This window comes from Pseudomonas sp. NPDC089554 (assembly GCF_050280645.1).
Taxonomy (GTDB): domain Bacteria; phylum Pseudomonadota; class Gammaproteobacteria; order Pseudomonadales; family Pseudomonadaceae; genus Aquipseudomonas.
This window is the reverse complement of the sequence record NZ_JBNNVR010000001.1, coordinates 42,539-68,277: the sequence shown is the minus strand read 5'-3', so window position 1 is coordinate 68,277 and position 25,739 is coordinate 42,539. Positions and strand designations below refer to the sequence as shown.

Sequence of the window (25,739 nt, the reverse complement as noted above, 5' to 3'; positions counted from 1 at the left end):
CGACAGTCGCAAGGTTGCGCAAGGCACGCGTGCGACGCGCGCCCGCCGAACATACCCGCAAGAGCAGGGTGGTAGCTGAGCACCGCGCAAGCGTGCTGGCCGTGTTTTCAAGGAGATTTTGCATGATCATGGACCTGGCCTCCGCGCTGTTTTCGCCGCAGAACCGCCGTCTGTTCAAGTTCCACAACCTGGCCAACCCCGAGCAGGAACTGCTGCTGGAAACCTTCAAGGGTGACGAGGGGCTGTCGCGCGCTTTCAACTACGAACTGCTGCTGGTATGCGAAGACTCCGGCGTGGCGCTGAAGTCGATGATGGGCCAGTTGGTCAGTATTGAAATCGAGCTGGCCGAGGGCGGTCCGCGCCATATCACCGGTTACCTCACGCGCTTTGCCAGTATCGGCAGCGACGGTGGCATGGCTCGTTACACCGCCACCCTCAACCCCTGGTTCTCGATGCTCAAGAACCGCTTCGACACGCGCATTTTCCAGGGCAATACGGTCGAGGAAGTGGTCACCGAAGTGTTCGCTCTGTGCCCGGCGTTTTCCCGTCACGAGTTTCGCCTGACTCGCCCGCAGAAGCGCTACACCTACATCACCCAATACCGCGAAACCGATTTCAACTTCGTCCAGCGCCTGCTGGAGGAAGAGGGGATGTTCTACTATTTCGAGCACACCGCCGAAAGCCACACCATGATCATCTGCGACGACTCCAGCATGCTCGTCGACCTCCCCGAACAACCGCAGATTCGCTTCCACAGCGCCTCGGTGACCGAGTCGGCAGACTCCATCACGCAATGGAGCGGCAACCGCCAGCTTCAGTCCGGCAAGATGGCTACGCAAACCTTCGACTATCGCCAGCCGAGTAACCGCTTGCCGGTGGCGATGAACAGCAAGAACAAGCAGGGCGAGGTGGAAAACTTCGAAGTTTACGACTTCCCCGGCCAGTACACCCACGGCACCTACGACGAAGGCGAAACCCTGCTGCGCCTGCGTATCGAAGCGCTGGAGCTGCGTGGCAAAAAGTTTGAAGGGGCGAGTAATTGCCGCGCCATGAAGCCTGGCTACACCTTCGAGTTGTTGCAGCACTACACCCACGACCAGGGCGCGGTGGAAGACCGCCAATTCCTGTTGATGAGCGTGGAAAGCGAAGGCCACAACAATTACCTCAGCGGCCAGCAGGCCAGCTATTTCAACACCTTCACCTGCGTGCGCAAGAAGATCCCGTTCCGCCCGCAGTTGAGCACTCCAAAGCCGACCATCTCTGGCCCGCAGACGGCGATCATCGTCGGTCCACCGGGCGAGGAGATCTTCACCGACGAGCTGGGCCGAGTGAAGATCCAGTTCCACTGGGACCGCAAGGGCCAGCACAACGACCACAGCTCCTGCTGGGTCCGCGTCGCCCAAGCCGGCGCCAGCGGCGGCTTCGGCAGCATCCAGATCCCGCGTGTGGGCGACGAAGTGGTGGTGGTGTTCCTCGATGGCAACCCCGACCGCCCGCTGATCATGGGCAGCCTGTACAACAGCAGCAACACCCCGCCATGGTCGTTGCCGGCGAACAAGACCCAGAGTGGTTTCCTGACCCGGTCGATGAAAGGCGACGGCGGTACCGCCAACTTCTTCCGCTTCGAAGACAAGGCCGGCGCCGAGCAGGTGATCATGCACGCCGAGCGCAACATGGACACCGAGATCGAGCTGGATGAAACCCATGATGTGGGGAACAACCGGACGATTACGGTGGGGGGCGCGCATACCGAGACCATCAAGAAAGATACGGTGGTGAATGTGCAGGAGGGCGGGTACACCCTGCAGGTGGACAACAAGTTCATTCAGGTCAGCGCCAAGGAAAGCATCCTGCTACAGGTAGGCAGCAGCAAGATCATCATGACCCCCGACGGCATCACCCTCGAAGCCGACAACATCGACATCCTCGGCAAGAACACCTTCGTCAAAGGTGACCGTGTCGACATCAATGAATAGGGCATAGGCGATGCTCACCAACATGTACGACAGGCTCTCTCAAAAGCGTGAGGCCGCCGAAGCGCTCGCACGGAAACAGGCCGAGCAGGAACGAGAGGCCGCCGAAGCCTTGAGCGAGATGCCCGTGCCGGTTCCGGTGCTGCGCCTGGATGCCGAGCAGAACGCCTTTTGCATTGCAGGGCTGAATATGCAGGTGCCGTTGGGCTTCAGCTTTCGCGATATCGAAACTACCTTGGCGTTCGCCACTTGCGAGGTAACGTTCAGTGCGCGGCGCAGAATCGCGCCAGAGGGTCTGGACCTGCCCAAAGCGGTTGAGCTGTATGTGAAGAACCTACGTGATCGTCATGCACAAATGACCCTGATACGCCAAAGCGAGTGCTTGCTGGCAGGGCACCCGGCGTTGGCGCTCGATTACCTGTTTCCTGCGGGTCAGGAGCAACGGCACGCCCGTACTGTCTGCACCATCATCGCCCACGATGATGGCCAACCACGGCAGTGGCTCGAAGTGTCCACGCAGATAGACCCGAACCAGGCGCGCCTGGCCGATTGGTTGATCGCGTTCGACGCCATGCTTGCTGGCATGACGGCCTAGTAAGCACACCTTTTTCTCGTTTCAATGGAATTTGAAAGCAATGGACTATCAGCTTCAGGAAGGATCTATCACGCTGCCGGAAGGCTTCCAGGACCGCACGGTGAACATGTTCATCCTGGGCAGCAACGTTCCCGCGCCACTCAATATCACGTTATCGCGGGACAACCTTTTAGCTGCCGAAGACCTCACGGCCTACATCGACCGCCAGGTGAAGTTGATCGCGACCAAGCTTCGTGGCTACACCGTGTTGAATAAAAAGCCTGCACAGCTTTCCTCCACCCAGCCGCTGGCAGGGATACAGGTCGAAGGCTATTACATGAACGAAGGTCGGCCTGTGTATCAACGCCAGGCAGCGTTCGAAATCGCCCCGGGCCGTATTCTGGTGTTTTCCACCACTAGCCAGAAAGACTTCAGTGGCCCGCAAAACGAGGGCTGGCTACAGTTGTTGAGCAGTTTCCAGCCGCGGCAGGATGCCGCTGCATCGCCCGACGACGCCACTCAGGACTGAGCCCATGTTCGAAGCAGCGCGTTGGGGTGATGAGATTGAACACACCGGCGCCCTGGCCGGGTTTCTCGCCGGGGCGGTAATTGGGCTTGCGATTGCGACTGCTGCGGCCTTCACCATTTGCACAGCAGGTCTTGGCGGTTTTTTGTTGGGCGCCGCCATTGGTATAGGTGCCGGCCTGTTGCCAATGCTGGGCGAGAAGTTCGGCTCAATGTTCAGCTCACCGGCGGGGCAGATCGAGCTGGCCGGTTGCTCGACCAATGTGTTCATCAACAACCGCAATGCCGCCCACGCCGAGCTCAGCACCGCAAAATGCGAAAAGCATCCACCGCCGGTATTGATCGCGGAAGGCTCTGCGAATGTATTCATCAATGGGGTAGCGGCCTCGCGTAAAGGCGACAAGCTAACCTGCGGCGCGAAGATTTCGGGCGGTTCCAGCGATGTGTTCATTGGCGGGGGTACGCAGCGTTACCTGCCGGTGAACGATGAGGTGCCGGAGTGGCTGCGCGTCACCGTCGACGTGTTGATGATCGTCGCATCCATGGGGCGGTCGGTACTGGCCGTTGGCCGTTTGGGTCTACAGGCTGGCCTCAAGGCTGCCGGCCCCTGCGCGTTGCAGACCGGCGCCACCATCGCCGGTAGCTACCTTGCGGGGCGTTTTATTATCGGCCCTGCCATTGAACGTGCGATTGGCGGCTTTACCGGTAACCCGGTGGACATGACCAACGGCCGCAAGCTACTGGCCAACGAGCCCGATTTTGTCCTGCCAGGGATGATGCCCATCGAATGGTCCAGGTTTTATGCCAGCGACCTGACTGTCGACAGCGTACTGGGGCAAGGTTGGGTACTGCCTTGGGAGCAGAGCTTGCGCCGTAGCGGCGGGTTCGTCTATCACACCGATAACCAAGGGCGCCGCGTTCCCTTCATTGACCTGGAACCGGGCGAAAGCATCTTCAACCCCAACGAAAAAATTCATTTGGTGCGCACCGAAGGCGGCCACTATCTGTTGCAGACGCTGGACAACCTGTTCTTCTATTTCGGTGAAGTACCGGACAACAACAGCGCCGTACCGCTACAGCGTCTTGAAAACGCCCACGGCCACTTCCTCCATTTCACCCGCACCCCGCAAGGTACGCTGACCGATATCAGCGCCACCGGCGGCATTCGCGTACACCTGCACTACGACCACCCGCTGGGCCGTTTGACCGATGTCAAACGCATCGTCGACCAGCAAGCCGTTGAAACCCTGGTGCGCTACCGCTACGACGACAACGGCCAATTGAGCGAGGTCATCAACCGCAACGGTGACTCTGTCCGTCGTTTCCAGTACGCCGACGGCCTGATGGTTCGCCACAGCAATGCCCTTGGCCTGATCTGCGAATACCGCTGGCAAACCCAGCACGACAAGCCCCGGGTAGTGGAGCACTGGACCAGCGATGGCGAGCACTACCAGTTCCGCTACGACGTCGCCCAACGCACCAGCTGGGCCATCGATGTGCTGGGGCGTGAGCTGGAGGTTCACTACAACGAAGACCACCGCGTCATCGCCAGCCGAGACTTCGGCGGCGAGCGCTACGCCATGGACTTCGATGCATTCGGCAACATCATCGGTTTCACCTTGCCAGACGGCAATCGCCTGGCGCTCAAGTACGACGACTTCGGCAGGCTGGTCGAGGAAACCGACCCCCTGGGCCGCAAGATCCGCTACAAACACCACCTTGCCACGCCACTGGTGACCGAAACCCGTTTCCCGGACGGCAGCGTGTGGACATCACGTTACGACGGCAAGGGCAACCTGATCGCCGAGGTTGACCCGCTGGGCCACAAGACCGAGTACCTCAACGGCGAGGACGGTCTGCCGCACACGATCATCGATGCGAACTTCAAGTCCAAGTACCTGTGGTGGAACGCCTACGCCCAGGTCGAGCGCTTCGAAGACTGTTCGGGCAAGAGCACGTACTACCGTTATGACGAGCGCCAGCACCTGGTGGCCGTGACCGATGCGCTGAACCAGACCACAACGCTGGAGCGCAAGCCGGATGGCGAGGTGATGAGCATCCAGCACTCGGACGGCACGGCGGAAAGTTTCACCTACAACACCCTCGGCCAAGTGCTCAGCCATACCGACGGCAAAGGCCAGACCATCCGCTTACAGCGCACCTCGCGTGGCCTGCCCAGCAGCCGCCAGGATGCCAAAGGGCAGTGGGTTCGTTACGAGTACGACAAGGCGTTGCGCCTGACTGCATTGGTCAACGAGAACAGCGCAGCCTACCGCTTTGCCTACGACGCCTCGGACCGGCTGATCGAAGAAGTGCGGGTGGACAACCTCACGCGCCGGTTCACCTACAACACGGGCGGGTATCTCACTCGGCTGGATGAGATTGGCTATGGCGAGAACGCTGAGCGACCGGAGCGCGATACCGTATTTGAGCGGGATGCGATTGGCCGGTTACTGGCCAAGGTCAACCGCGATGCACGGCAAACCTTCGAGTACGACGATGCAGATCGGGTGCTGAACATTCAGCGCTATCCAACAGGTGCGGGCAAGCAGCTCGGGGTCACCGAGGAGAAGTTGGAATATGCCTACGACGCACTCGGTCGGCTGACCCAGGAAATTACACCGCAAGGTGTGCTGGGCTACGAATACGACCCGCTGAGCAACCTCACCACGCTCACCCTGCCAGACGGGCGCAAGGTCAATCACCTGTACTACGGCAGCGGGCACTTGCACCAGATCAACCTGGATGGCCAGGTCATCAGCGACATGGAACGCGATGACCTGCACCGCGAGGTGTATCGCACGCAGGGCAAGCTCACCAGTTGCTTTGGTTACGACGCCATGGGTCGCAAGGCCTGGCAGTTTGCGTCAACGTTGCCCGCCGACAAGCTGTCGCAGGTGCACAACACCGGCATCAATACCTCGTTGTTGGTGGAGCACGCCTACAACCCGATTCACCGACGTTACCAGTACGACCCGGCAGGTGAATTGGTACGCACCCTCGACAAGCTACGCGGCGAGATCAAATACGAGTACGAAGCCAACGGCCAACTGCACAGCCGCGATACGGGTTCGCTCGTAGGCAGCGAAGAGTTCCGCTACGACCCCGCCGCCAACCGGCTGGACTTCAATGCGCGGCAGTTGGAGAAAGTTAAGGACAATCGTATCAAGCGCTGGCGGGACCAGGAGTATCGCTACGACCCGTGGGGCAATCTGATCGAGAAGCGCTCAGGGCATAGCAAGCTGCAGCACTTTGCTTATGACTGCGAAAACCGGCTGGTGCGCGCTGAGACGCTGGTCAACGGCAAGCTAGAGAGCACGGGCGCGTACCGCTATGACAGCTTAGGGAGGCGGGTAGCCAAGACCGCAGAAATCGAAGGCGTGACGGAACAGAAGCATTTCCTCTGGCAAGGGCTGCGGATGCTGCGTGAAGAGTCGCCGGGGCAGAGCATTCTGTATCTCTACGAGCCGGGTAGCTATGCGCCGTTGGCGCGCGTGGACCAGGCGGAGGGGGAAGAGCAGAAGGTCTATTACTTCCATACCGATCAGATCGGTACGCCGTTGGAGCTAAGCAATAGCGTAGGCGAAATCGTCTGGCAGGCGACGTATCGCTCGTGGGGTTCGATTGAGCAGCTGACGATCAATGAGATCGAGCAAAATTTACGTTTCCAGGGACAGTATTTTGACGAAGAAACTCATCTGCACTACAACACTTTTCGCCTTTATGACCCGGCAGTGGCTCGGTTTATAACTCAAGACCCAATAGGATTAGCAGGAGGTGATAACCTTTACAGTTATGCTCCTAATCCGAGCGGCTGGCTTGATCCTTTAGGATGGTGTGTATCAACAAACGTAACCCGTGGAGTTGCGGGTCAGCCCCTGAAGGCCACCGCTAGGATCACTAAAAGTGATCTGAAAACAGGTACTGCAACCAACCAGTCATCACGGGCGTGGGCACGTATGCTGGGGAATTCAGACGATGATGCAGGCCACATAATTGGGAAGCTTTTGGGTGGCTCTGGAGGTAAGAACGGTGTGTTCCCTCAGCTTTCAAAGGTCAATCGTGGGTTGTTTAAAGATTTTGAAAAACAAATTGCTAAAGATGTATTTGATAATGGCCCGGTAGATGTTGAGCTGATCTTCAAATATGGAGCCGGTGGTACAAGGCCTACTAAAGTCCTCTATAGTGTGTTCAGGAATGGTGATCTAATCGATGGAAAAATATTCAATAACTAATCTTGGTGATAAGTATCGAGATACGTTGCTGGGATTTATGGCTGCTATGTATGAGTGGGAGTCATCAGGTTACGAAAAAAGTCTAGAAGCTTTTTCAGAGGATGCTTCAGAAATAGACCTTGAGAAAAGTATGAGGGCTGATCTTTTGGTTATTTTTAAAAAGTATGTCGTAGACGAAGGTCGAAACTATGATCGAGTTGAAAATATTGTTTGCGGTAGATGGCCGGAGTATGATTTGGCACATGATGAAATCGATGTATGTATAGGTGGGGGAAGTACGGCGTCAGTCATTATTAGAAAAAAAACAGGGTTGCGCGCTTCTTTTAAATTGACCTTGGTCATGGAAGGTGGTGTATGTAAGGTTGGCAGGCGAGATTTGCAAAGTGATAAGAAATGGCAAAGAACTTATGTTTAGTGATCGCAGTAGAGGGTGTGCTCTTTAGGGTGTGACAGTGGTGATATTTACTGAGTGTTATGGATCTGCCTCTGCTGAAATTATCGAGGCTCTATGTGAGAGACTTGGTATTTTTATCGAGTCATGGATCGTCGAGTTTTGGAAAAAAAGTGATGGGGCACTTCTGAATGGCCAGGTATTAATTTATTCTGTAAGCAGCATTGAGGAGCGTAATAACACATTTGAAGTCGAAAAAAATTTCAAAGACATGATTGCAGTTGGGGATGACTCGGGTGGCCGTTTGGTGCTGATTAGTAAAAACGGGAAGAGTGGTTTTTTGCTTGTGGATTCAGGGAGCGCATCGCTAGATGAGTCCGAGCAATTCGTATCTTTAGAGAAACTGTTAGACTTCATAGAAGATGATGAGGGCGAAGATACGGGTGGAATAGGTGACATCATTGCTACAGGAGGGAAGCCAAGTATCGAAGAGGTTGTTGGTATAAAAAAATGTTAGGGCTTGATTTGTCGGTTGTACACTTGAAATCAATGCTGGCTGAGCCTGGCAAGGTTGTAGTTAAATCTGTTTATTCTCAAAAAAATATAAAGAAGCATTGACAAGGTATTCGCATGTCATGGAATTTAGGTGAGGTCATTTTTTTTGCAAAAGGCGTTGATGGGGTGTTTATATAAAAACTCTGCTTGCTGGCAGGCTTATGGTGGCCGGTTTATTACGCCAAGTTAGCTTGTGCATAACCAATACTTGGAGCTGAGCTTAAGTTGTTTAATGGAGTTGATTTTTCAGCAAAAGGGGGTGGATTTATTTTTCTTGCTCTAGTTTTTGATTTTCACTGTTCTGAGTTGAATAATAAATCCGTCCCCTTTCTCTAGTCCCCTTTCTCACAATATGCCAAAATGTTTGAACGACTTAAATCGGTTGGCTTTGATGGTGATGGAGCGTCAAATGGGATTTTTCTACCTGGCAGTAAAGGCTTGACGCAAAAAACAAATCTTCCCGGGCATTGGTCAAGTCATGGGAAATATACTGACGTGATCGATTCAAAGGTTTCAAATTTAAATAGGATTTTTGAAGCTAAAAAGCTGTCTGATACCCAGTTAGCGCTGGGTGTTGGAAAAAATCAGAGTTTTGCAAGAGAAGGGCTCGAAGCCAATAAGTTTGTTGTGGATGCAGTTACGGGGCGCCTCCTATGAGTGAAAATGGAAAAAAATATTATGCCATTAGTTATGACTCGACGGGGGAGGGGTGTCCCGTCAGTATGGCCGGCTTTTTCAATTGCGAGAAATTTGAATGGGAACCTTATGAGCCAGCTCCTGAGAGCTTAAAGATAGAGCATAAGTGTCGGATACTTTTTTGAAAAATACATTGTTGCGGTATGATCTTTAATAAATGAAATTTTTGGGCTCTGCATGGGGCCAAAAGGGGACAGATTTATTTTTCCAACTCTAATTTTCGAATCTTCATTAATTTGAGTTAAAAACCAAATCTGTCCCTTTTTGCTGCTCTCGCTGGCTTGTCCCATGCGGTATTTGTGACATCTCTTTTCGTACAGAGCCCACACCGCTACTCGCCAACAAGCATCACCGGCCCAGCAACCGCCAACTCCCCAAACCCCTGCGCCCCATCGATATAACGCAACGCCGACTTGGCATCCTTCCACCCCACATAACTCATCAACGCCTTGAGCTCCCAGCCATTAGCCGACGCCCAAGTCGCAAAACCGCGCCTCAACGAATGCCCCGTATAAAGTGCAGCCGGCACCCCAGCCCGTTCGAGCATGCGTCGCAACAGGCCGACCAGGCTATTACTGTGCAGCGCCTCGTCCGCCAGGTTGCCCCAGCGGTCCAGCTTGCGAAACACCGGCCCCTGGGCGATACCGGCCACTTCGATCCATTGCAGGTACGCCGTCACCGGACACAACGCCTTGAGCGCCGGGGTGCGGTGCTGCACACCCAGCGCCTGGCGGTCGCCCTTGCTGCGGGGCAGGAACAAAGTGATACCGACCCCGGCCTCGGCCTGGATGTGCTCCACGCGCAAACGCGCCAGCTCATCGCCACGAAAGCCGCGCCAGAAGCCCAGCAACAACAGAGCGGCGTCGCGCCGGGCACGCATCAGCGCAGGCAGGTCGTGGCGCTCACGTGCTGCGAGTGCTTCCTGCTCGAAGCAGTGCACGGCCTTTTGCAAGTGTTGCAACAAAAGAGGCGCGGCCTGGCGCGGTGGTGTCGGGTGCAGGGTGCGGATGCCACGCAGCACCTGGCGTACCAGGGGCGCCTTGGTCGGGTCGGGGAAGCCTTGGGCGACGTGCCATTGGCTAAGGGCGGCCAGGCGTTGGCGCAGGGTGCTGACGGCGTGGGTCTGGGCGTGCTCGGCCAGGTAGCGGGCGATACTGTCGGCAGTGGCGGGCAGGAAACCGCCCCAGTGCGCCTCGAAATGCTCGATGGCCGACTGGTAGCTGCGGCGGGTGTTGTCACGGGTGGCGGCGCGTACATAGCGCTCGATATCGGTCATGGCGACACGATAAACCAGCGGGGCGTGGCTGTCTTGGGAGATCAGGCCGTCACTGCTGGCCCGCGGCATCCATCATGCGCTCCAGCGGGGCGTAATCTTCGTGGCTGACCGCTACCAGCCCGCTGGCGTCCTGGCTGGTGACGAATTGCGCCAGGGCTTTCGGGTCGTCGAGCATGGCCTGGCGGATGCGCGTCTTGAGCGCGGCGCACAGACCGGGGCTGAACACATAGGGGTCGTAGTGGATCGGCGTTGAGCGCCACAACACCTGGAAACGCTCGGGCGCCAGGCGGTGGGTGGCCAGGTAGGCGTCGGCGCGCTCGCTGGCAACGAAGGCGGCATCCACTCGTCCTTGCAGCAACGCATCCAGCGCCTTGTCATGGTTGCCGGCGTACACCAGCGCACCGAAATAATGGGGCAGGGGAGTGGTCACCTGGGTGGCGAACTCGACACTGGGCACCAGGCTGCCAGAGGTGCTCGACGGGTCGCTGAGCGCCACGCGCTTGCCACGCAAGGACTCGATAGTGGCCGGGCCGTCGTCGCGGGTCAGCAGCAGGGAGTGGTAATAGTTGCCGGCGGGTGTGTAAGGGCCGGCACTAAGGGTGAAGGTGGCGAAGGCCTCCACGCGCGGATCGAGGCGGTGCGCCAGCACGTAGGCCGCAGGCCCCAGGCGGGCGATGTCGGCACCGCCGGAGACGATGGCATCGACCACCGCTTCGTAGGACGGGGCCACCACCAGCTCCACCGGCCTGCCGCTGGCATCGCCCAGGCGTTGTAACAAGGCCTGGTGCTCATGGGTCATGACCTGTGCGTCCTTGATCGGGATCACCGCCAAACGCAGGCTGCGCGGCGCGCAATCAGCCTGTGCGACAACGGCTGGCAGCAGGCCCAAGGTCAGGGCCGCCAGGGCTTTCAGCAGGCGCATGGTTGCTCCCGGATGGCGTTGAAGGGCGGGTACTGGCGCAGTTGTTCGGCCGACAGCGGTCGGCTGAAGTGGTAGCCCTGGGCGATATCGCAGCCGGCAAGCTTCAGGCACACCACCTGCTCACGGGTTTCGACGCCTTCGGCGACCACGGCCAGGCCCAGGCGCTTGGCCAGGATGATGGTCGAGGAGACGATCGGGCTGTCGTCATGGCTGTTGCACAGCGGGGCGATCAGCGCGCGGTCGATCTTCAGCTTCGACAGCGGCAGTGCCTGCAAGTGGGCGAAGCCCGCATAGCCACGGCCGAAGTCGTCCAGGCTCACGCCCATGCCCGCTGCGCGCAGCCGGTGCAGATGGTCGAGGCCAGTGCCTTCTGGGTCGAGCACAGTGGTTTCGGTGATTTCCAGCTCCAGGCGTTGCGGGGCGATACCGTGTTGCTCGAGGGTGTCGAGCAGGCGGTCGCTGAAATCGGCCTGGCGCAGTTGCAGTGCCGAGACGTTCACCGCCAGGCAAGCGTCCGGCGCCAGGGTGGCCCAGTGCGCCAGTTCCTCGCAGGCCAGGCGCAACACCTCCCAGCCCAGGTCGACGATAAAGCCGCTGCGCTCGGCCAGGCCGATGAAGCGGTCGGGGTAGAGCAGGCCGAACTCGGGGTGGTTCCAGCGAACCAACGCCTCGTACCCCAGCACCTGTGAATTATCCAGGCGAATCTGCGGCTGGAAGTGCAGCACGAACTGGCGCTCGACCAAGGCATTGCCGAAGGCCTGTTCGAGGGTGAAGGCCTGGATGTCCGAGAGGTTCAGCGAGGGGTCGAAGAAGCGGTACTGCGCACGCCCGGCCTGTTTGGCCGAGTACATGGCCGCGTCCGCGCAGCGGATCAGGCTGTCGATGTCCTGGCCGTCACGCGGGGCGATGCTCACGCCGACGCTGGGGCTGGTGTTGACCTCCTGGCCATCCAGCGCATAGGTGGCCGAGAGTTTCTCGACCAATGCGCGTACCCAGGCATTGATGTGCTCTTCGCTGCGCTCGCCGGCCAGCAGCACCACGAATTCGTCGCCACCGAAGCGCGAGGCCTCGTCACCGGGCTCGAGCAGGCGCTGGATACGCCCGGCCACGGCCTGTAGCAACAGGTCGCCGATCTTGTGGCCAAGAGAGTCGTTGATCGACTTGAAGCGGTCCATGTCGATGAACAGGATCGCCGTCAGGCGCCTGCGTCCGCGTTGCTGGGCCAGCACCTGGGTGGCGACCTCGACGAACTGGCGCCGGTTGTGCAAACCGCTGAGGTGGTCGGTGGCGGCGGCATGGCTGCTGCGCCGGTGCTCATCTTCCAGGCGGTCGATCAACTGCTGGTTGACCTGCTGGGCATGTTCCAAGGCACTAAAGGCCTCCTGGCGCTTGCGCAAAAGACCCAGGCTGCCCGCCAAGCCCGCCAGCATCAGCAGCGTCATGCACAGGTTCAGCCAGAACTGACGCTCATAAGCCAGGATGGTGGCGGCCAGGATCTCGTCGTGGCGCTGGCTGACCACCACGCTGAAACCACGGTCCTCGACCCGGCGGTAGAGGCTTTGGTAGTCGCCGTCGTAGGCGTACTGGGTGAATTGCCCGGCAGCGCTTTCGCCTTCGGGGAGCGTTGGTGTCAGCGACACACCGGCCACTACCACGCCACTGCTGTCGATGCGCAAGCGCTCCTGGCCGTCGTCCTGCATCAGGCGCATCAGGCCACTGCGGCCCAGGTCGATGTGCTGGAACAAGACGGCGAGGTAGCCGATGTCCAGCTGCACCACCAGGATGTTATCGAGCTCGCGGCCGGCCACGTCGGTCAACGGCAGCAGGAACGGCAAGCGCCAGTTCGGCCGGGTTGGTGCGCCTGCCGGAACGCTGATGCGCGGTAGGAAGGGTTTGAAACCATGGTGGGCCACATGCTGCTGCAACTGCTCGATCCACTCCTGTGGCAGCTGCGGTGGCTCGTCGATATGGCTGGCGGACAACAACCGGCCACTGCGCCCATACAGGCTCATGCGCTTGAACACCGGGTCTTCGGCCAGCAGCCGCGCCAGGCTGAGGTTGCCCTGGCGCAGGCTTTTCATGTCGTCCTGGCTCACCCGCCCCACGGCCTGGGCGCGGTCCACCAGTTGGCGCAGGCTTTCAGCGACGATACTCGCCAGGTTCAGGTGCTCGGCGGCCTTGGCGGCCAAGGCGTCGTGGCGCGCAGCGGATTTCTGGGTGATGTGCAACCCCCACAGGAAGGTCAGGGTGATAGCGCACAACAGCAGCAGTAGCAGGGGCAGCAGCCCTGCGGCGGAGGGGGAGCGGCGGTTCACGAGGGGTGCTTCCTGCCGGGGTGGTAGTGAGAAAAATAAGACAGGATTGTGACAGTGGAATGACTGGTGGCAATTTGCCTTGATTGAGGTGTTTCGAATGTTGAATACACGAAAGGCCCATCATGGGCCTTTCGTGCAGATCGGTAGGGCGTGATCGCTTACCACCTGAAGCTTACGGATGTGACCACTTCACGCTCGTCGCCGTAGCGGCACGAGGTGTTGAGGTCGCAGTAGACGTAACGCTTGTTGGTCAGGTTGTTGGCGTTGACCGCGACGGTCCAGTTGTCGTCGATGCGATAGCTCGCCATGGCGTCGAACAAGGTGTAGCCGTCGATATCGTCGGGAATGCCCGGGGCCTGGGTGGCACCCTTGTAGCGTGCGCCGCCGCCGATGGTCAGCTTGGGCAGACCGAGCAGGGCCAGGTTGTAGTCCGCCCAGAGTGCCGCCTGGTGATAAGGCGTGTCGGCGATGCGCTGGTCTTTTTCCGAAGGGGTGATGCTCTTGGTGATGCGTGCGTCGGTGTAGGCATAGGACGCGATTACGTTCAGCTCAGGCGTGACCTCGGTCTTGGCCTCCAGCTCCAGCCCGCGCGAGCGCTGCTCGCCGATCTGGGTGTAGTTGCCCAGGCCATCCTGGCGCAGGGCGTTTTCCTGGGTCAGCTCGTAGAGCGCCGCGCTGAGCAGGGTGTTGCTGCCAGGCGGTTGATAGCGAATACCGATCTCGTATTGCTTGCCTTCGGTTGGCTCGAAGGTCTGCGGCCCGGCCGTTGCGACTTCGGCAATGGCGATCGGGAAGAACGACTCGCTGTAGCTGATATAGGGCGCCAGGCCGTTGTCGGCCTTGTACACAAGACCCGCGCGGTAGGTGGTGGCTTCGTTGGCCTGCGAGCGGCTTGCACCAGTGGCGAAGCCTTCGATGTCCTGGTCGGCCCAGTCGTGGCGCCCGCCCAATACCATGATCCAGTGCTCGTCGAACTTGATCTGGTCTTGCAGGTAGATGCCTTTTTGCAAGGTGTCGACCTGTGAACCCCGGTCGCGGCTTGGTCGGTTGTCGACGACTACCGGCTGGCCATAGTTGAGGGTGTTCGGGTTCAACGTGGGTGCGGCGCCCCGGAAGTTATGCGAGTCGTAGGAGGTGTCGTAGCCGTCGAAGCCCACCAGGAAGGTGTGCTCCATTCCCGCCAGCTGCCATTTCGACTCGATGGCCGTGTCGCTGGTGACGTTGCGTGCGCGCTCGCGGCGGTCGCTGTACTGGCGCGTGAGCAGGCCTGCACCGTTCACGCCGGTGATCATCAGGTAGTTCCACTTCACGTCCGACTCGTAGTACCGCGCCTTGTGGGTCAAGCGCGTGTGCTCGTCGAAGCGGTGTTCGAACTCATAACCGGCAGCCCACATCTCGCCGTTCATGTCGTCGTAGTTGGGCTCGCCGAGGAAGTCGTGACGGCCGATCTTCACCGGGCCGTTGCCGATGCCTTTCACCATCTGGTACGGCAGCGGTGCAGAGAAGCGCGTGTCGCTCTTCTGATAGAACGACAGCAGGGTCAGCGAGGTGTCCTCATTGGGACGCCAGGTGATCGCCGGGGCGATGTAGGTGCGGTCGTCGTTGATGCGCTTTTGCTGGGTGTCGCTGTCGCGGGTCAGCATGGTCAGGCGGTAGCTGAGGGTCTCGCTGTCGCCCAGGCGGCCGCCGAAGTCGCCGCTCAGTTGCTGGCGGTCATGGTTGCCGACTTCCAGGTTGAGCTCGTGCAGCGGGGTTTCCGTGGGGCGCTTGCTCACGCCGTTGATCAGGCCCCCTGGGGTGAGCTGGCCGTACAGCACCGAGGCGGCGCCACGTACCACCTCCACGCGCTCCAGGCCGTAGGGCTCCTGCACGCCGTCGTAGGAGTTCAGTTGCAGGCGCATGCCGTCACGCAGCATGCCGCCGGTTGCCGACTCGACATCGAAGCCGCGAATGCGGAAGCGGTCGGCGGTGCGGTTGAACGAGCCGGGCTGGCTGGTGACCCCCGGGGTGTAGCGCAGTGCATCGGCGACGGTATCTACCTGGCGGGCGCGCATCTCGTCGCTGGTTACCACGGAAATCGACTGTGGCGTTTCGGTGATGGGCGTACGGGTCTTGGTGGCGCTGGCGTTTTCCAGGGCGACGTAGCCTTCGACGTGGTCACCCTCCTGCGCCTGGGCGGTGACGTTGGTTGCATCCAGCTGTACTGCGTTGGCGGGGTCGTTGGTGCTTTCCTGGGCCCAGGCTTGGGTGCACAGGAGGCTTCCCAGGGAAATCGCCAGCGTACTGAGCGCAAAGCGCGGCACGCTGGCGCCGCTTCGAACGGCACGACCTTTTTTTATTGTGTATCGCATCTGAAAACAGTCCTTTGAAGTGTGTTGGGCGATGGGGCTTGACGCACGACCGTGCGCGACGACGGCACGGAAGGGGCTGTCGGGTGGCGCCAACTTTATCTCAACTGAGAAAGATTTGTATTAGCTTTGATAAAAAAATCGGCATTCAGATCGTCTTGACATATCCTCTAGCGCCGGAACGGGTAACGAGGCCGAAGGATGCGAGCGACAACGATGAATGGGATGCCGGGTCAGCCCGTGCCGAAGGGGCGCTTGGCATGCTGATCGGCAAGGGTTTGCACCTGCGTTTCGGTGATTTGCAGGTACTGGACGATGTCAGCGTCGAGATTCCGACTGGGCAGTTCACGGCGCTGATCGGCGCCAACGGCTGCGGCAAGACCACCTTGCTCAACGTGCTGGCACGCATGCAGAAGCCCGATGCTGGCGAGGTCCTGCTCGACGGCCGCCCCCAAGGCCAGTTTTCACGACGCGAACTGGCTCGCCACCTGGCGCTGCTGCCGCAGCACACAGGTTCCCCCGCCGGCATGACCGTGCGCGAGCTGGTGGCCCAGGGGCGCTTTCCCTGGCAGGGCTGGTGGCGGCCCTGGTCGGAGCGCGACCAGCAGGCGGTCGACCGTGCCGCGGCCCTGGCCGGTATCGAAACCCTGCTGGACCGGCAACTGAGTACCTTGTCCGGCGGCCAGCGCCAACGCTGCTGGATCGCCATGACCCTGGCCCAGGACACGCCGGTCATCCTGCTCGACGAACCCACCACCTTCCTCGACATCGCCCACCAGGTCGCCTTGCTCGAATTGCTCGGCCAGTTGCGCGAGCAGGGCCGCACCATCGTGGCCGTGCTGCACGACCTCAACCAGGCGGCGCGCTATGCCGACCACCTGGTGATGATGGGCAAGGGACGCCTGTTGGCCCAGGGCGCACCGAAATCGGTGTTCACCCAGGCCAACCTAAAGGCCACTTTCGACCTGGATGCACATATCATCACCGACCCCCATTCGGGCGACCCGCTGTGCGTGCCCATGACCCTGCAAGCGCGTCGTGCGGTGGCGGAGATGGCTTCATGAAAGGGATTGCAGGGCAGGGCGCCTGGCTGCTGCTGCCGCTGGCGATCGCGGCGGCAGCCATGCTTCACCTGCTGGTCGGCGCGCGCGACATTCCCGTGCACGAGGCCTGGCAGGCGCTTACCGCCTACGTGCCGGGCAACCCTGAACACAGCGTGATTCGCGGCACCCGCTTGCCACGCCTGCTGATCGCCCTGGTGGTCGGTGCAAGCCTGGGCCTGGCGGGTGCGGTGATGCAGGCGGTGGGTGAGAACCCGCTGGCCGACCCCGGCATTCTGGGTATCAATAGCGGTGCGGCATTGTTCGTGGTGGTCGGTTTGCTGGTACTGCCCGGCAATGGCATGGCCGCGTTGCCGCTGTTCGCTTTCTCCGGCGCCCTGGTCGCTGCCGCAGGCGTGCTGTTGCTGGCCGGTCGCAGCCACAACCCGGTGCGCCTGACCCTGGCCGGTGCCATGGTGGCGGCGCTGTTCAGTGCGATCACCTCGATTCTGCTGCTGCTCGACCAGCAGGGGCTCGACAGCCTGCGCCGCTGGTTGACCGGCTCGATCGGCCTGACCGGTGGCGTGCAGGCCTGGCTGTGGCCATGGCTGGTGGCGGGGCTGCTGCTATGCCTGGTCAACGTCGGCGCGCTGAATGCACATCGGCTAGGTGCGCGGGCCGCTGCCGGCATGGGGGTGAACCTGCTGCGCATGCGCCTGTGCGGCCTGGCTGCCGTGGTGTTGCTGTCGGGTTGTGCGGTCACCCTGGCAGGGCCGATCGGCTTCGTCGGCCTCGTGGTGCCCCATATGGCGCGGTTGCTGGCCGGTACCGACTACCGTCGCCTGCTGCTGGTGGCGCCGCTGCTGGGCATGCTGCTGGTGATCCTGGCCGATGTGCTGGCGCGGGTGGTGGTGCGGCCCTACGAGGTGAATACCGGGATCGTCACGGCCTTGCTCGGCAGCCCAGTGTTCATCGCCCTGGTATTGAGGCGCGTAGCATGAGCCGGTCTGTCGTCGTGGCGGGGCCCTTGTCTCGCACCACTCGCTGGGGACGCCCGCGTGACCTGCTGTCTGGCGCCTTGCTGGCAGCCTTGCTCGCATGGCTGGTGCTGCATGCCCTGACGGTCGGCAGCTATCCGCTGAACCTTTCACAAGCGCTGGAAGCGGTGTTGAGCCCGTCGACCGCCGACCCACGTATTCGCGATGTGGTCTGGGACCTGCGCCTGTCGCGCATCCTGCTGGCGATCCTGGCGGGCGCGGCGATGGCGCTGGCTGGGCTGATATTGCAGTCGCTGACCCGCAACCCACTGGCCGCGCCCGGGCTGGTCGGTGTGGAGTCGGGCGCCAGTGTGACCATGCTGTCGATCATCGTGCTCTGGCCGAACCTGCTGCCGATAGCGCTATACCCTCTGGCCGCACTGGCTGGCGGCCTGCTGGTGGCCAGTTGCGTGACGGCCCTGTCATGGCGCCAGGGCATCTCGCCGCTGCGCCTGATACTGGTCGGTGTAGGCCTGACGGCAATGCTCAGCGCCGTTGCTGACCTGCTCATCACCTACGGCAATATCGACCAGGTCGAGTCGGCGCTGATGTGGCTGGGCGGCAGCTTGCACCGAGCCAGTTGGGCCCAGGTGTCTAGCCTGGGTTTCTGGCTGGTGTTGGCCGGTGCGCCGTTGCTGTTCTGCCACCGGCCTTTGAACTTGTTGCAACTGGGCGAGCGCGTCGCCCTCAGCCGTGGCCTGGATGTGCCCAGGCTGATGGCCGGGTTGCTGCTGTGCAGCGTCATGCTGACCTCGGCAGCGGTGGCCAACGTCGGCACCATGACCTTCGTCGGCCTGCTGGCGCCACACCTGGCGCGCCAGCTGTGCGGCGATCGCCATGCGGCGTTGTTGCCCATGTCGGCGCTGACTGGGGCGCTGCTGGTGCTGGCGGGTGACACACTGGGTCGCGGTTTGTTCGCGCCGTTGCAGATCCCCGCTGGCCTGGTGGTGGCCATCATTGGTGCACCGTATCTGATCATTCTGTTGGCCCGAAGCGCATCACGCTGAGGGGAAACCGGCCTGTCTGGAGGGCGCTGTGGGAAGGACGTTGAAACACCTGGTACGTGGTTTGTCGGCGCTGGCGTGTGCTGCTTGGGTGCTGGGCGCAGGGCAAGCCTCTGCGAGTGAAACCAAACTGTTCGAAAACCGTTTCGGCAAGGCCGAAGTGCCCGTTGAGGCGCACTGCATCGTGTCGCTGCATGACCTGAGCATCACCACCCAATTGCTGGAGCTCGGCATCACGCCTTGCGGCTCAACCGGGCGCAAGAAGCTGTTCTCCGATGTACTGTTTCGCGGCACCGTGCCGCATTTCGACCCTAAAGGCATCCAGTACATCGGCTCCCAACAGGCCCCGGACCTCGAGGCCATTGCCGCGCTCAAGCCAGACCTGATCATCGGCCTGTCCTACCACCAGGACCTGCGTGAGAAGCTGGCCAAGGTGGCGCCGGTAGTGCTGTTGCCAGCCCGCGAAGCCGATATCAAGACCTACGCCGCCGAGCTTGCCGAGCTGGTCGGACGCCAGGACCGCTACAAGCAGCTGCTCGCCGAATACGACTGGGTAGTGCAGGAGTTCCACAAGCGCATCAAGGACCCCGCGAGCATCACGGTCACCACGCTCGAGGTGTACCCGGACAGCTTTCAGCTGATTGGTCGTGGCGGGGTGGACGATGTCATTCGCGACTTCGGCCTGGGGCGTGTGAAGGCCTATAGCGAAGGGCGGCCCAACGTGCCCTATAGCCTTGAGCGCATCGCCGACTTCGACAGCGACTTCATCATCGACACCTACGAGCAACTGCTCGACTCCGAGGCCAGTACTGCAGCGTTTCGCCAGTCGCCGCAATGGCAGAACCTGTTCGCGGTGAAGAACCGCCAGTTCCTCTACTTCAACCGCAGCCGCTATGCCGAAACGATGCAGGGCTTGATCGGTTCGGCCTACCTGCTGATGTCGCATATCGCCGAGCGCGACTACGTGCTCAAGCCACGCTGAAGCAAACGCCCTGACAGCGGTGTCGAGCACTGTCAGGGCGTTGGATTGCAAATATTTACAAGAAGTGTCGACTACGTTGCAGAGACGTTAAATCTAATCATTATCGTTTGCTGTTACTGCTGGGTTGTACTACCGTACCCGCGTCAGAAATTTCCCCTATCAAGGTAGGAAAAAGTAAATGGACGTTGATCTGGTACTTCCCCAGCGCAGTTCGACCGCCGCAGCGACCTCTGCGCAAATGGCTGCGCTTCCGCTCACTATCCACGGCGACGGCGCTGACTGGCGCAGTTCCAGCGAGGCGATCCAGGCACAGGTAAACGCCTGCCTGGAGCAGGTCGGTGGGGTGCTGCTCAGGGGCTTTCGCTTCGAGGGTGAGGCCGATTTCGAAGCGTTCTGCCGCAGCTTCGGCCATGACCTGCTGACCTACGACTACGCCTCCACCCCCCGCACCAAGCTCAACAGCCGCGTCTACACCTCCACCGAATACCCCGCCCACCAGGTCATCCCGCTGCACAACGAGCAGTCGTATTCGCAGAACTGGCCAATGAAGATCTGGTTCCACTGCGTGCAAGCGGCTGCCACGGGCGGCGAAACGCCCATCGCCGACAGCCGCCTGGTGTACCAGCGCATCGATCCGAGCATCCGCCAGCGTTTCGCCGACAAGCGCCTGATGTACGTGCGCAACTACGGCAACGGCCTGGACCTGACCTGGCAGCAGGCGTTCAGCACCGACGACCGTGCCCAGGTCGAGCAGTATTGCCGCGCGGCCAACATCGAGTTCCATTGGAAGGACGATGGCGAGCTACGTACCCGCCAGGTCTGCCAGGCCGTGGCGCAGCATCCGCGTAGCGGGGAGTGGGTCTGGTTCAATCAGGCGCACCTGTTCCACATATCCAACCTGGCCCCGGCCCTGCGCGAGACCCTGGTGTCCATCGTCGGCGAAGCAGGGGTGCCACGTAATGTCTTCTACGGCGATGGCTCGCCGATCGAGGAGCAGGCGCTCGACCACATCCGCGACGTGCTGCAGCAAACCCAGGTGGTGTTCCCCTGGCAGGCCGGCGATGTGCTGATGCTCGACAACATGCTGGTCGCCCACGGGCGCTCGACCTTCCAGGGCGCTCGCAAGGTGGTGGTGGCCATGGCGGACCCAGCCTCGGCTGCCTGATCCATCCGAATGACCACAGGCTGTCGCTGCGCATCCAGCGCCGCGGCCTGTCGACGCGTGCTCGAACGAACAAGGGAATGCAGATGCTTGAAGGTTTGATGCTTGACTGCCGCCTGCGCGGCATCGCGGTGACGGTAGAAGGCGAGCGGTTGCTGATTACCGGGGCCACGGCCGATGCCATCGATCAACGGCTGGTCGCCGCGCTGGAGCAGCAACCGGCTGAAGTGATCCGCTGGCTGGCCGCTCACCCCGATCACTTCCACTGCCGGCCATTGACAGATAACGAACAGGCGCTGTGGTTCCTGCATCAGGTAGAGGCGGGCGGCAACGCCTACAACATCGCCTACGCTGCACGCTTTGGCGCCGATGTCGGCAGCCGCGACCTGCCCGAGCGCCTGGCCGCTGCCTGGCAACGGGTGCAGGCACGCCATCCCCAGGTTTGCAGCCCCTATGCGCAGCTCGATGGCCAGGCGGTGCAGCTCGATCGTCAGCCCGAGCCTCGTGCCTTGCAGGTGCGAACAGTCACAGCCCTGGATGAGCCAGGGCTGCGCGAGCAAATCCTGGAAGCCGCCGATGCGCCGCTGGCGATCCATGACGGCGAGACGAGCCGAGCCGTGTTGTGGCGCAACACACGCAACGGGCAGGTGGAGCACGTCCTGTTGCTGGTGATTCATCACATCGCGGCCGACCTGGCCACATTCTATGTACTGATGGAAGAGCTGTTCGCCCAGCTGGACGGCGAGCCGCTGCCTGACGTTGCACCCGATGCCTATCGCCAGTGGTGCGCCGACCTGCAACGGCGCGCCGACCGGGACGAGCCGAGCGAGCTGGAGTGGTGGAAGCAGGCGCTCGACGGTGTCGTGGCCCTGGAGCTGCCTACCGATTTCGCCCATGGCAGCAGCCAAGATTTTCGCGGTGGCGAGATGAGCCTGCGGGTCGACCCGCGCCTGGCCGAGCGCCTGCGTGGGCAGGCCCGGCAGTTGGGTGTCACGCCCTACGCCTACTGGTTTTCCTTGTTCCAGTACTGGCTGGGTACCTTGGCCGGGCAGGATGATTTCGTCGTTGGCACGCCGACCGGCTGGCGCCTCAAGCGTGCCCAGATGGCCTTGCCCGGTTACCTGGTGAACCCACTGCCCATTCGCTGCCAGCTCGATGCCAGCCTGAGCGGCAATGCTTGGGCGCAGCAGGTGTCCCGTCAGCTGGGCGAAGCCTTCAAGCACCGCCATTACCCATTCTCGCGTTTGCTCAAGCACCTGGAACTGCCACGCCAGGTCGGGCGTGCGCCGCTGTTCCAGCATATGTTCACGCTCAACAAAGAGCGTGCCGCGCCGTTCGAGGCGCGCCTCGAGCGCCTACTGTCCGAGCAGCGCGGTGCGGCTCATGAGCTGAACCTGGTGGTGATCGACGACGAGGAAGGCTTCCTGCTTCGCTGGCGTTACAGCCTGGCGCTGTATCGACCAGAGACTGTCCAGCACTATGCGCGCTTGCTGCAGAACCTGCTGGCGGCAGCACTGGAGCGGTCTGATACACCGCTTGGGCAATTGGATTGGCTGGGTGAACAACAGTCTTGTCTGCGCGGCGAGCACTTGCCGGTGCCATACGCCAGCGCCTGGGAGGCGTTCGTCGCGCAGTGTCGCACCCGACCAGACGCACTGGCGCTCGAGGATGCCTCTGGCGTCATGACCTACGCTGCCCTGACGCAAGCCGTCGCCGCCCAAGGCCTGCGACTGGCCGAAAGTGTTGCTGACACGGGTGGCCGGGTTGCCCTGTGCCTGCCCCGTGGCCGTGAGCTGGTCATCAACATGCTCGCCTGCTGGCAGGTAGGCGCGGCGTACGTTGCGCTCGACCCCCATTGGCCGCAGAGCCGCCAACAGGCGATTTGTGCCGATGCCGACCCGCTGGCCTGGGTGGGCGAGGGCAGTCGCCCGCAATGGCTGCCAGCTGTGGTCGACTGGTATGGCGCCGGTGAACGTCCAGTTGAGCAAACGTTGGCGCTTCGCGGCGCCACGAGCGCAGAGGCCGTGGCCTACGTCGTCTATACCTCCGGCACCAGCGGCCAGCCCAAGGGCGTACAAGTCACCCACGGCAATTTGCTGCACTACGTGACTGGGGTGCTAGCCCGCCTGGCACTGGATACCGACGCCAGCCTGACTAGCCTGGCCAGCTGCGCCACCGACCTGGGCCACACCGCCTTGTTCGGTTCCTTGCTCAGTGGCCGACGCCTGCGCCTGCTCGATGAGGCACTGGCGTTCGATGCCCAGGCGCTGGCCGACTCGCTGCAACGCAGCCCGGTGGACATGCTCAAGATCGTGCCATCGCACCTCAATGCACTGCTGGTGGCCAGCGACCCGCAGCGCCTGCTGCCACGCCAGTGCCTGGTCACCGGCGGCGAAGCGCTCAGCCCCGAACTGGTGGCGCGGGTGCGTGCCCTGCGTCCAGGGCTGCGTATCGTCAACCATTACGGCCCCAGCGAGACCACGGTCGGTGTGCTGACCCGCGAGATTGGCAGCGATGCGAGCATCAGCCTCGGCCAGCCGCTGCCCAACGTCGAGGTCAGCGTACGTAACCCGGCCGGGCAGGTGTTGCCGGTCGGTGTCAACGGCGAGCTCTGGGTGGCCGGCCCGACCGTGGCTGCGGGTTACCTGAATGCACCGCAGGCCGACCATGCACGCTTCAGCGCGCAAGGCTATCGCACCGGGGACCGCGTACGTATCGATAGCCAGGGCCAGGTGCTGTTCCTGGGGCGCCTGGACGAGCAAGTGAAGATTCGCGGCTACCGGGTGGAACCGGAGGAAGTGGCCGCGCAGTTGCGCGCCCTGGAAGGCGTCGACGACGCCCGCGTGCTGAACATTCCAGCACCACCGGCAGGTAACCGGTTGGTGGCGTTCGTGGTGGCCGCCGATGCGGTGCTCGCCGAGATCCAGCAAAGCCTGCAAGCGCGCCTGCCTGACTACATGCAGCCGGCGCAGTGGCATTGCCTGGACAGTTTCGCCTTGCTGGGCAACGGCAAGGTCGACCTGGGTGCCTTGCGCCGGCTTTGCGAACAAGCACCCTCTGCACCGGTCAAGGCAGTGCCTTCCACGCTGGCGACAAGCCCGGTGCAGCGACAACTGCTGGAGATTGCCGCCGATATCCTCGCGCGCCCGGACCTTGCACTGGACGACAACTTCTTCGCCATGGGCGGCGACTCGATCCTCAGCTTGCAGATCATCGCCCGGGCCAAGCAGCAGGGCCTGCAACTGACGCCCAAGCAGATCTTCGAGCACCCGACGGTCGCAGGCTGGGCGCGCTGCGCCGTCGAGCTGTCCACTCAATCGGTAAAGACTGAAAGCCTTCAAGCCCTGCCACAAGGCGCATTCGCCCTGACGCCCATTCAGCAGTGGTTCTTCGCGCAACAACCCCAGGCCACCGCGCACTGGAACCAGTCCTTGCTGCTGACGCTGGACAACCCGCTGGAGCCCGCACGCCTGCGCCGCGCCCTGGCCGTGCTGTTGCAACGGCATGCCAGCCTGCGTCTGGTGTTCGACGCCGACGGCCAGCGCTACCAGCCCTACACGGCGCAAATGGCGGAGGATGTGCTGAAAAGCGTGTTCCAACCGCTGGACGACAGCCTGCTGGAAACCCTGCAACAAGGGCTGCGCCTGGACCAGGCACCGCTGGTGCGGTTCGTCTGGTGCGAGCCGTCGCGCCAGCTACTGTGCACCGCGCACCACCTGGTGGTCGACTCGGTGTCCTGGCAGTTGCTGCTGCAAGAGCTGGAAACCCTCTATGTCAACGGCGAGCAACAGCCATTGCCGCCGGTCAGCGCCAGCTTCGGGCAGTGGAGCGAGGCGTTGCAGCGTCATGCGCAAACCCCCGCAGTGGCCGAACAGCTCGGCTACTGGCAAGAGCAGCTGGTCCACGAAAGCAATACGCCTCAGGCAAGCAACCGTTACGGCGACAGCCATACCTACGAATTGCAGCTGTGCGCAGCGTCGACCCAGGCCCTGCTCGGCGACTGCCACCAGGCCTACGGCACCCAGGTGCCGGACCTGCTGATGGCTGCCCTGGGGCAGGTGCTGGGCCACTGGTTGCAGCGCGAGCGCATCACCATCGAGCTGGAAAGCCATGGCCGCAGTGCCTGGGACGGCGCGCCAGAGCTTGCGACATCGGTGGGCTGGCACACCAGCCGCTACCCGTTCGCCTTGCCCTGCATCGATGACCCCGAGCAGGCCATCGTCGCAGCCAAGGAAGCCTTGCGCCGCGTACCCCAGCAAGGTGTCGGCTATGGCCTGTTGCGCCAGGACCCAAGCCATGGGCTAAGTGCTGCGCGACTGCTGTCGTTCAACTACCTGGGCCGCGTCGACCAGTGGCTGGGGGCCTCGAGCCTGTGGCACTTGGCACGCCCGCTATGCCCCGGCATGCGTGCCGCCGACAGCCCGCGCAGCCACTGGCTGGACATCAATGCCTTGGTGCTCGACGGCCAATTGCACCTGGAATGGCGCTACGCGCCCCAGGCCCACGAAGCGGCACGCATCCAGCAGTTGGCGCAGCAGTTCATCGAACGCCTCGAAGGTTTGCTCGCGCACTGCCGCGACCCGCAGGCCGGCCGCGCGACCGCTGCCGATTTCGCCGACTCGGGGCTTTCCGACGATGAGTTCCTCGACCTGCTCGAACAACTTTGAGGCAACGCCTTTTCCAAGGATTTCCGGAGACTGCCCG

17 protein-coding genes are annotated in these 25,739 nt (G+C 61.5%); 13 read left to right on the top strand and 4 right to left on the bottom strand.

Annotation, left to right across the window (positions count from 1 at the left end; translation table 11 throughout):
- Positions 1-122 precede the first annotated feature (122 nt).
- The 7 genes from tssI to ACQKPE_RS00160 all read left to right on the top strand — a co-directional run bounded on the left by tssI (position 123) and on the right by ACQKPE_RS00160 (position 8,910).
- Positions 123-1,976 (top strand): type VI secretion system tip protein TssI/VgrG, encoded by a 1,854-nt coding sequence (gene tssI, locus ACQKPE_RS00190; RefSeq protein ID WP_427662762.1) that lies wholly within the window; start codon positions 123-125, stop codon positions 1,974-1,976.
- Between the two features lie 10 nt (positions 1,977-1,986).
- Complete coding sequence (locus ACQKPE_RS00185) at positions 1,987-2,568, top strand: hypothetical protein (protein WP_427662761.1); 582 nt, start codon at positions 1,987-1,989, stop codon at positions 2,566-2,568.
- 40 nt (positions 2,569-2,608) lie between these two features.
- Positions 2,609-3,076: a DcrB-related protein gene (locus ACQKPE_RS00180; RefSeq protein ID WP_427662760.1), complete on the top strand. Its 468-nt coding sequence runs from the start codon at positions 2,609-2,611 to the stop codon at positions 3,074-3,076.
- 4 nt (positions 3,077-3,080) lie between these two features.
- On the top strand, positions 3,081-7,307 hold the full coding sequence (locus ACQKPE_RS00175; protein ID WP_427662759.1) for an RHS repeat-associated core domain-containing protein: 4,227 nt from the start codon (positions 3,081-3,083) through the stop codon (positions 7,305-7,307).
- On the top strand, positions 7,285-7,722 hold the full coding sequence (locus tag ACQKPE_RS00170) for an NTF2 fold immunity protein (protein ID WP_427662758.1): 438 nt from the start codon (positions 7,285-7,287) through the stop codon (positions 7,720-7,722). Before ACQKPE_RS00175 ends, ACQKPE_RS00170 begins: the two co-directional genes overlap by 23 nt.
- A gap of 40 nt (positions 7,723-7,762) precedes the next feature.
- Positions 7,763-8,215 carry an SMI1/KNR4 family protein gene (locus ACQKPE_RS00165; protein ID WP_427662757.1) on the top strand — a complete coding sequence of 151 codons (453 nt, stop codon included), beginning with the start codon at positions 7,763-7,765 and terminating at the stop codon, positions 8,213-8,215.
- A 398-nt stretch (positions 8,216-8,613) separates the two neighbouring features.
- Positions 8,614-8,910 carry an AHH domain-containing protein gene (locus ACQKPE_RS00160; protein ID WP_427662756.1) on the top strand — a complete coding sequence of 99 codons (297 nt, stop codon included), beginning with the start codon at positions 8,614-8,616 and terminating at the stop codon, positions 8,908-8,910.
- 370 nt (positions 8,911-9,280) lie between these two features.
- Here the strand turns inward: ACQKPE_RS00160 and ACQKPE_RS00155 are convergent, their stop codons facing one another.
- From ACQKPE_RS00155 to ACQKPE_RS00140, 4 genes are all read right to left on the bottom strand, one after another.
- Positions 9,281-10,294: a site-specific integrase gene (locus ACQKPE_RS00155; protein WP_427662755.1), complete on the bottom strand. Its 1,014-nt coding sequence runs from the start codon at positions 10,292-10,294 to the stop codon at positions 9,281-9,283.
- Entirely contained in the window at positions 10,275-11,147 is an 873-nt protein-coding gene (locus ACQKPE_RS00150) for a phosphate/phosphite/phosphonate ABC transporter substrate-binding protein (RefSeq protein WP_427662754.1), read from the bottom strand. Before ACQKPE_RS00150 ends, ACQKPE_RS00155 begins: the two co-directional genes overlap by 20 nt.
- Entirely contained in the window at positions 11,135-13,462 is a 2,328-nt protein-coding gene (locus tag ACQKPE_RS00145) for a putative bifunctional diguanylate cyclase/phosphodiesterase (RefSeq protein WP_427662753.1), read from the bottom strand. Before ACQKPE_RS00145 ends, ACQKPE_RS00150 begins: the two co-directional genes overlap by 13 nt.
- Before the next feature lie 158 nt (positions 13,463-13,620).
- Positions 13,621-15,813, bottom strand: coding sequence for a TonB-dependent siderophore receptor (locus tag ACQKPE_RS00140; RefSeq protein ID WP_427662752.1), 2,193 nt, complete (start codon positions 15,811-15,813; stop codon positions 13,621-13,623).
- 257 nt (positions 15,814-16,070) lie between these two features.
- Here ACQKPE_RS00140 and ACQKPE_RS00135 point away from each other — a divergent pair, with 257 nt between their 5' ends.
- From ACQKPE_RS00135 to ACQKPE_RS00110, 6 genes are all read left to right on the top strand, one after another.
- On the top strand, positions 16,071-16,874 hold the full coding sequence (locus ACQKPE_RS00135) for an ABC transporter ATP-binding protein (protein ID WP_427662751.1): 804 nt from the start codon (positions 16,071-16,073) through the stop codon (positions 16,872-16,874).
- On the top strand, positions 16,871-17,851 hold the full coding sequence (locus ACQKPE_RS00130; protein ID WP_427662750.1) for a FecCD family ABC transporter permease: 981 nt from the start codon (positions 16,871-16,873) through the stop codon (positions 17,849-17,851). The genes ACQKPE_RS00135 and ACQKPE_RS00130 overlap by 4 nt, the downstream gene beginning before the upstream one ends.
- On the top strand, positions 17,848-18,894 hold the full coding sequence (locus tag ACQKPE_RS00125; protein WP_427662749.1) for a FecCD family ABC transporter permease: 1,047 nt from the start codon (positions 17,848-17,850) through the stop codon (positions 18,892-18,894). Before ACQKPE_RS00130 ends, ACQKPE_RS00125 begins: the two co-directional genes overlap by 4 nt.
- Positions 18,895-18,922: 28 nt before the next feature.
- Positions 18,923-19,873, top strand: coding sequence for an ABC transporter substrate-binding protein (locus ACQKPE_RS00120; protein WP_427662748.1), 951 nt, complete (start codon positions 18,923-18,925; stop codon positions 19,871-19,873).
- Positions 19,874-20,051: 178 nt separating this feature from the next.
- The gene (locus tag ACQKPE_RS00115) at positions 20,052-21,038 is read left to right on the top strand and encodes a TauD/TfdA family dioxygenase (protein WP_427662747.1); all 987 of its coding nucleotides are present in this window, start codon (positions 20,052-20,054) and stop codon (positions 21,036-21,038) included.
- 83 nt (positions 21,039-21,121) lie between these two features.
- The gene (locus ACQKPE_RS00110; RefSeq protein WP_427662746.1) at positions 21,122-25,702 is read left to right on the top strand and encodes a condensation domain-containing protein; all 4,581 of its coding nucleotides are present in this window, start codon (positions 21,122-21,124) and stop codon (positions 25,700-25,702) included.
- The last annotated feature ends 37 nt before the right edge of the window (positions 25,703-25,739 follow it).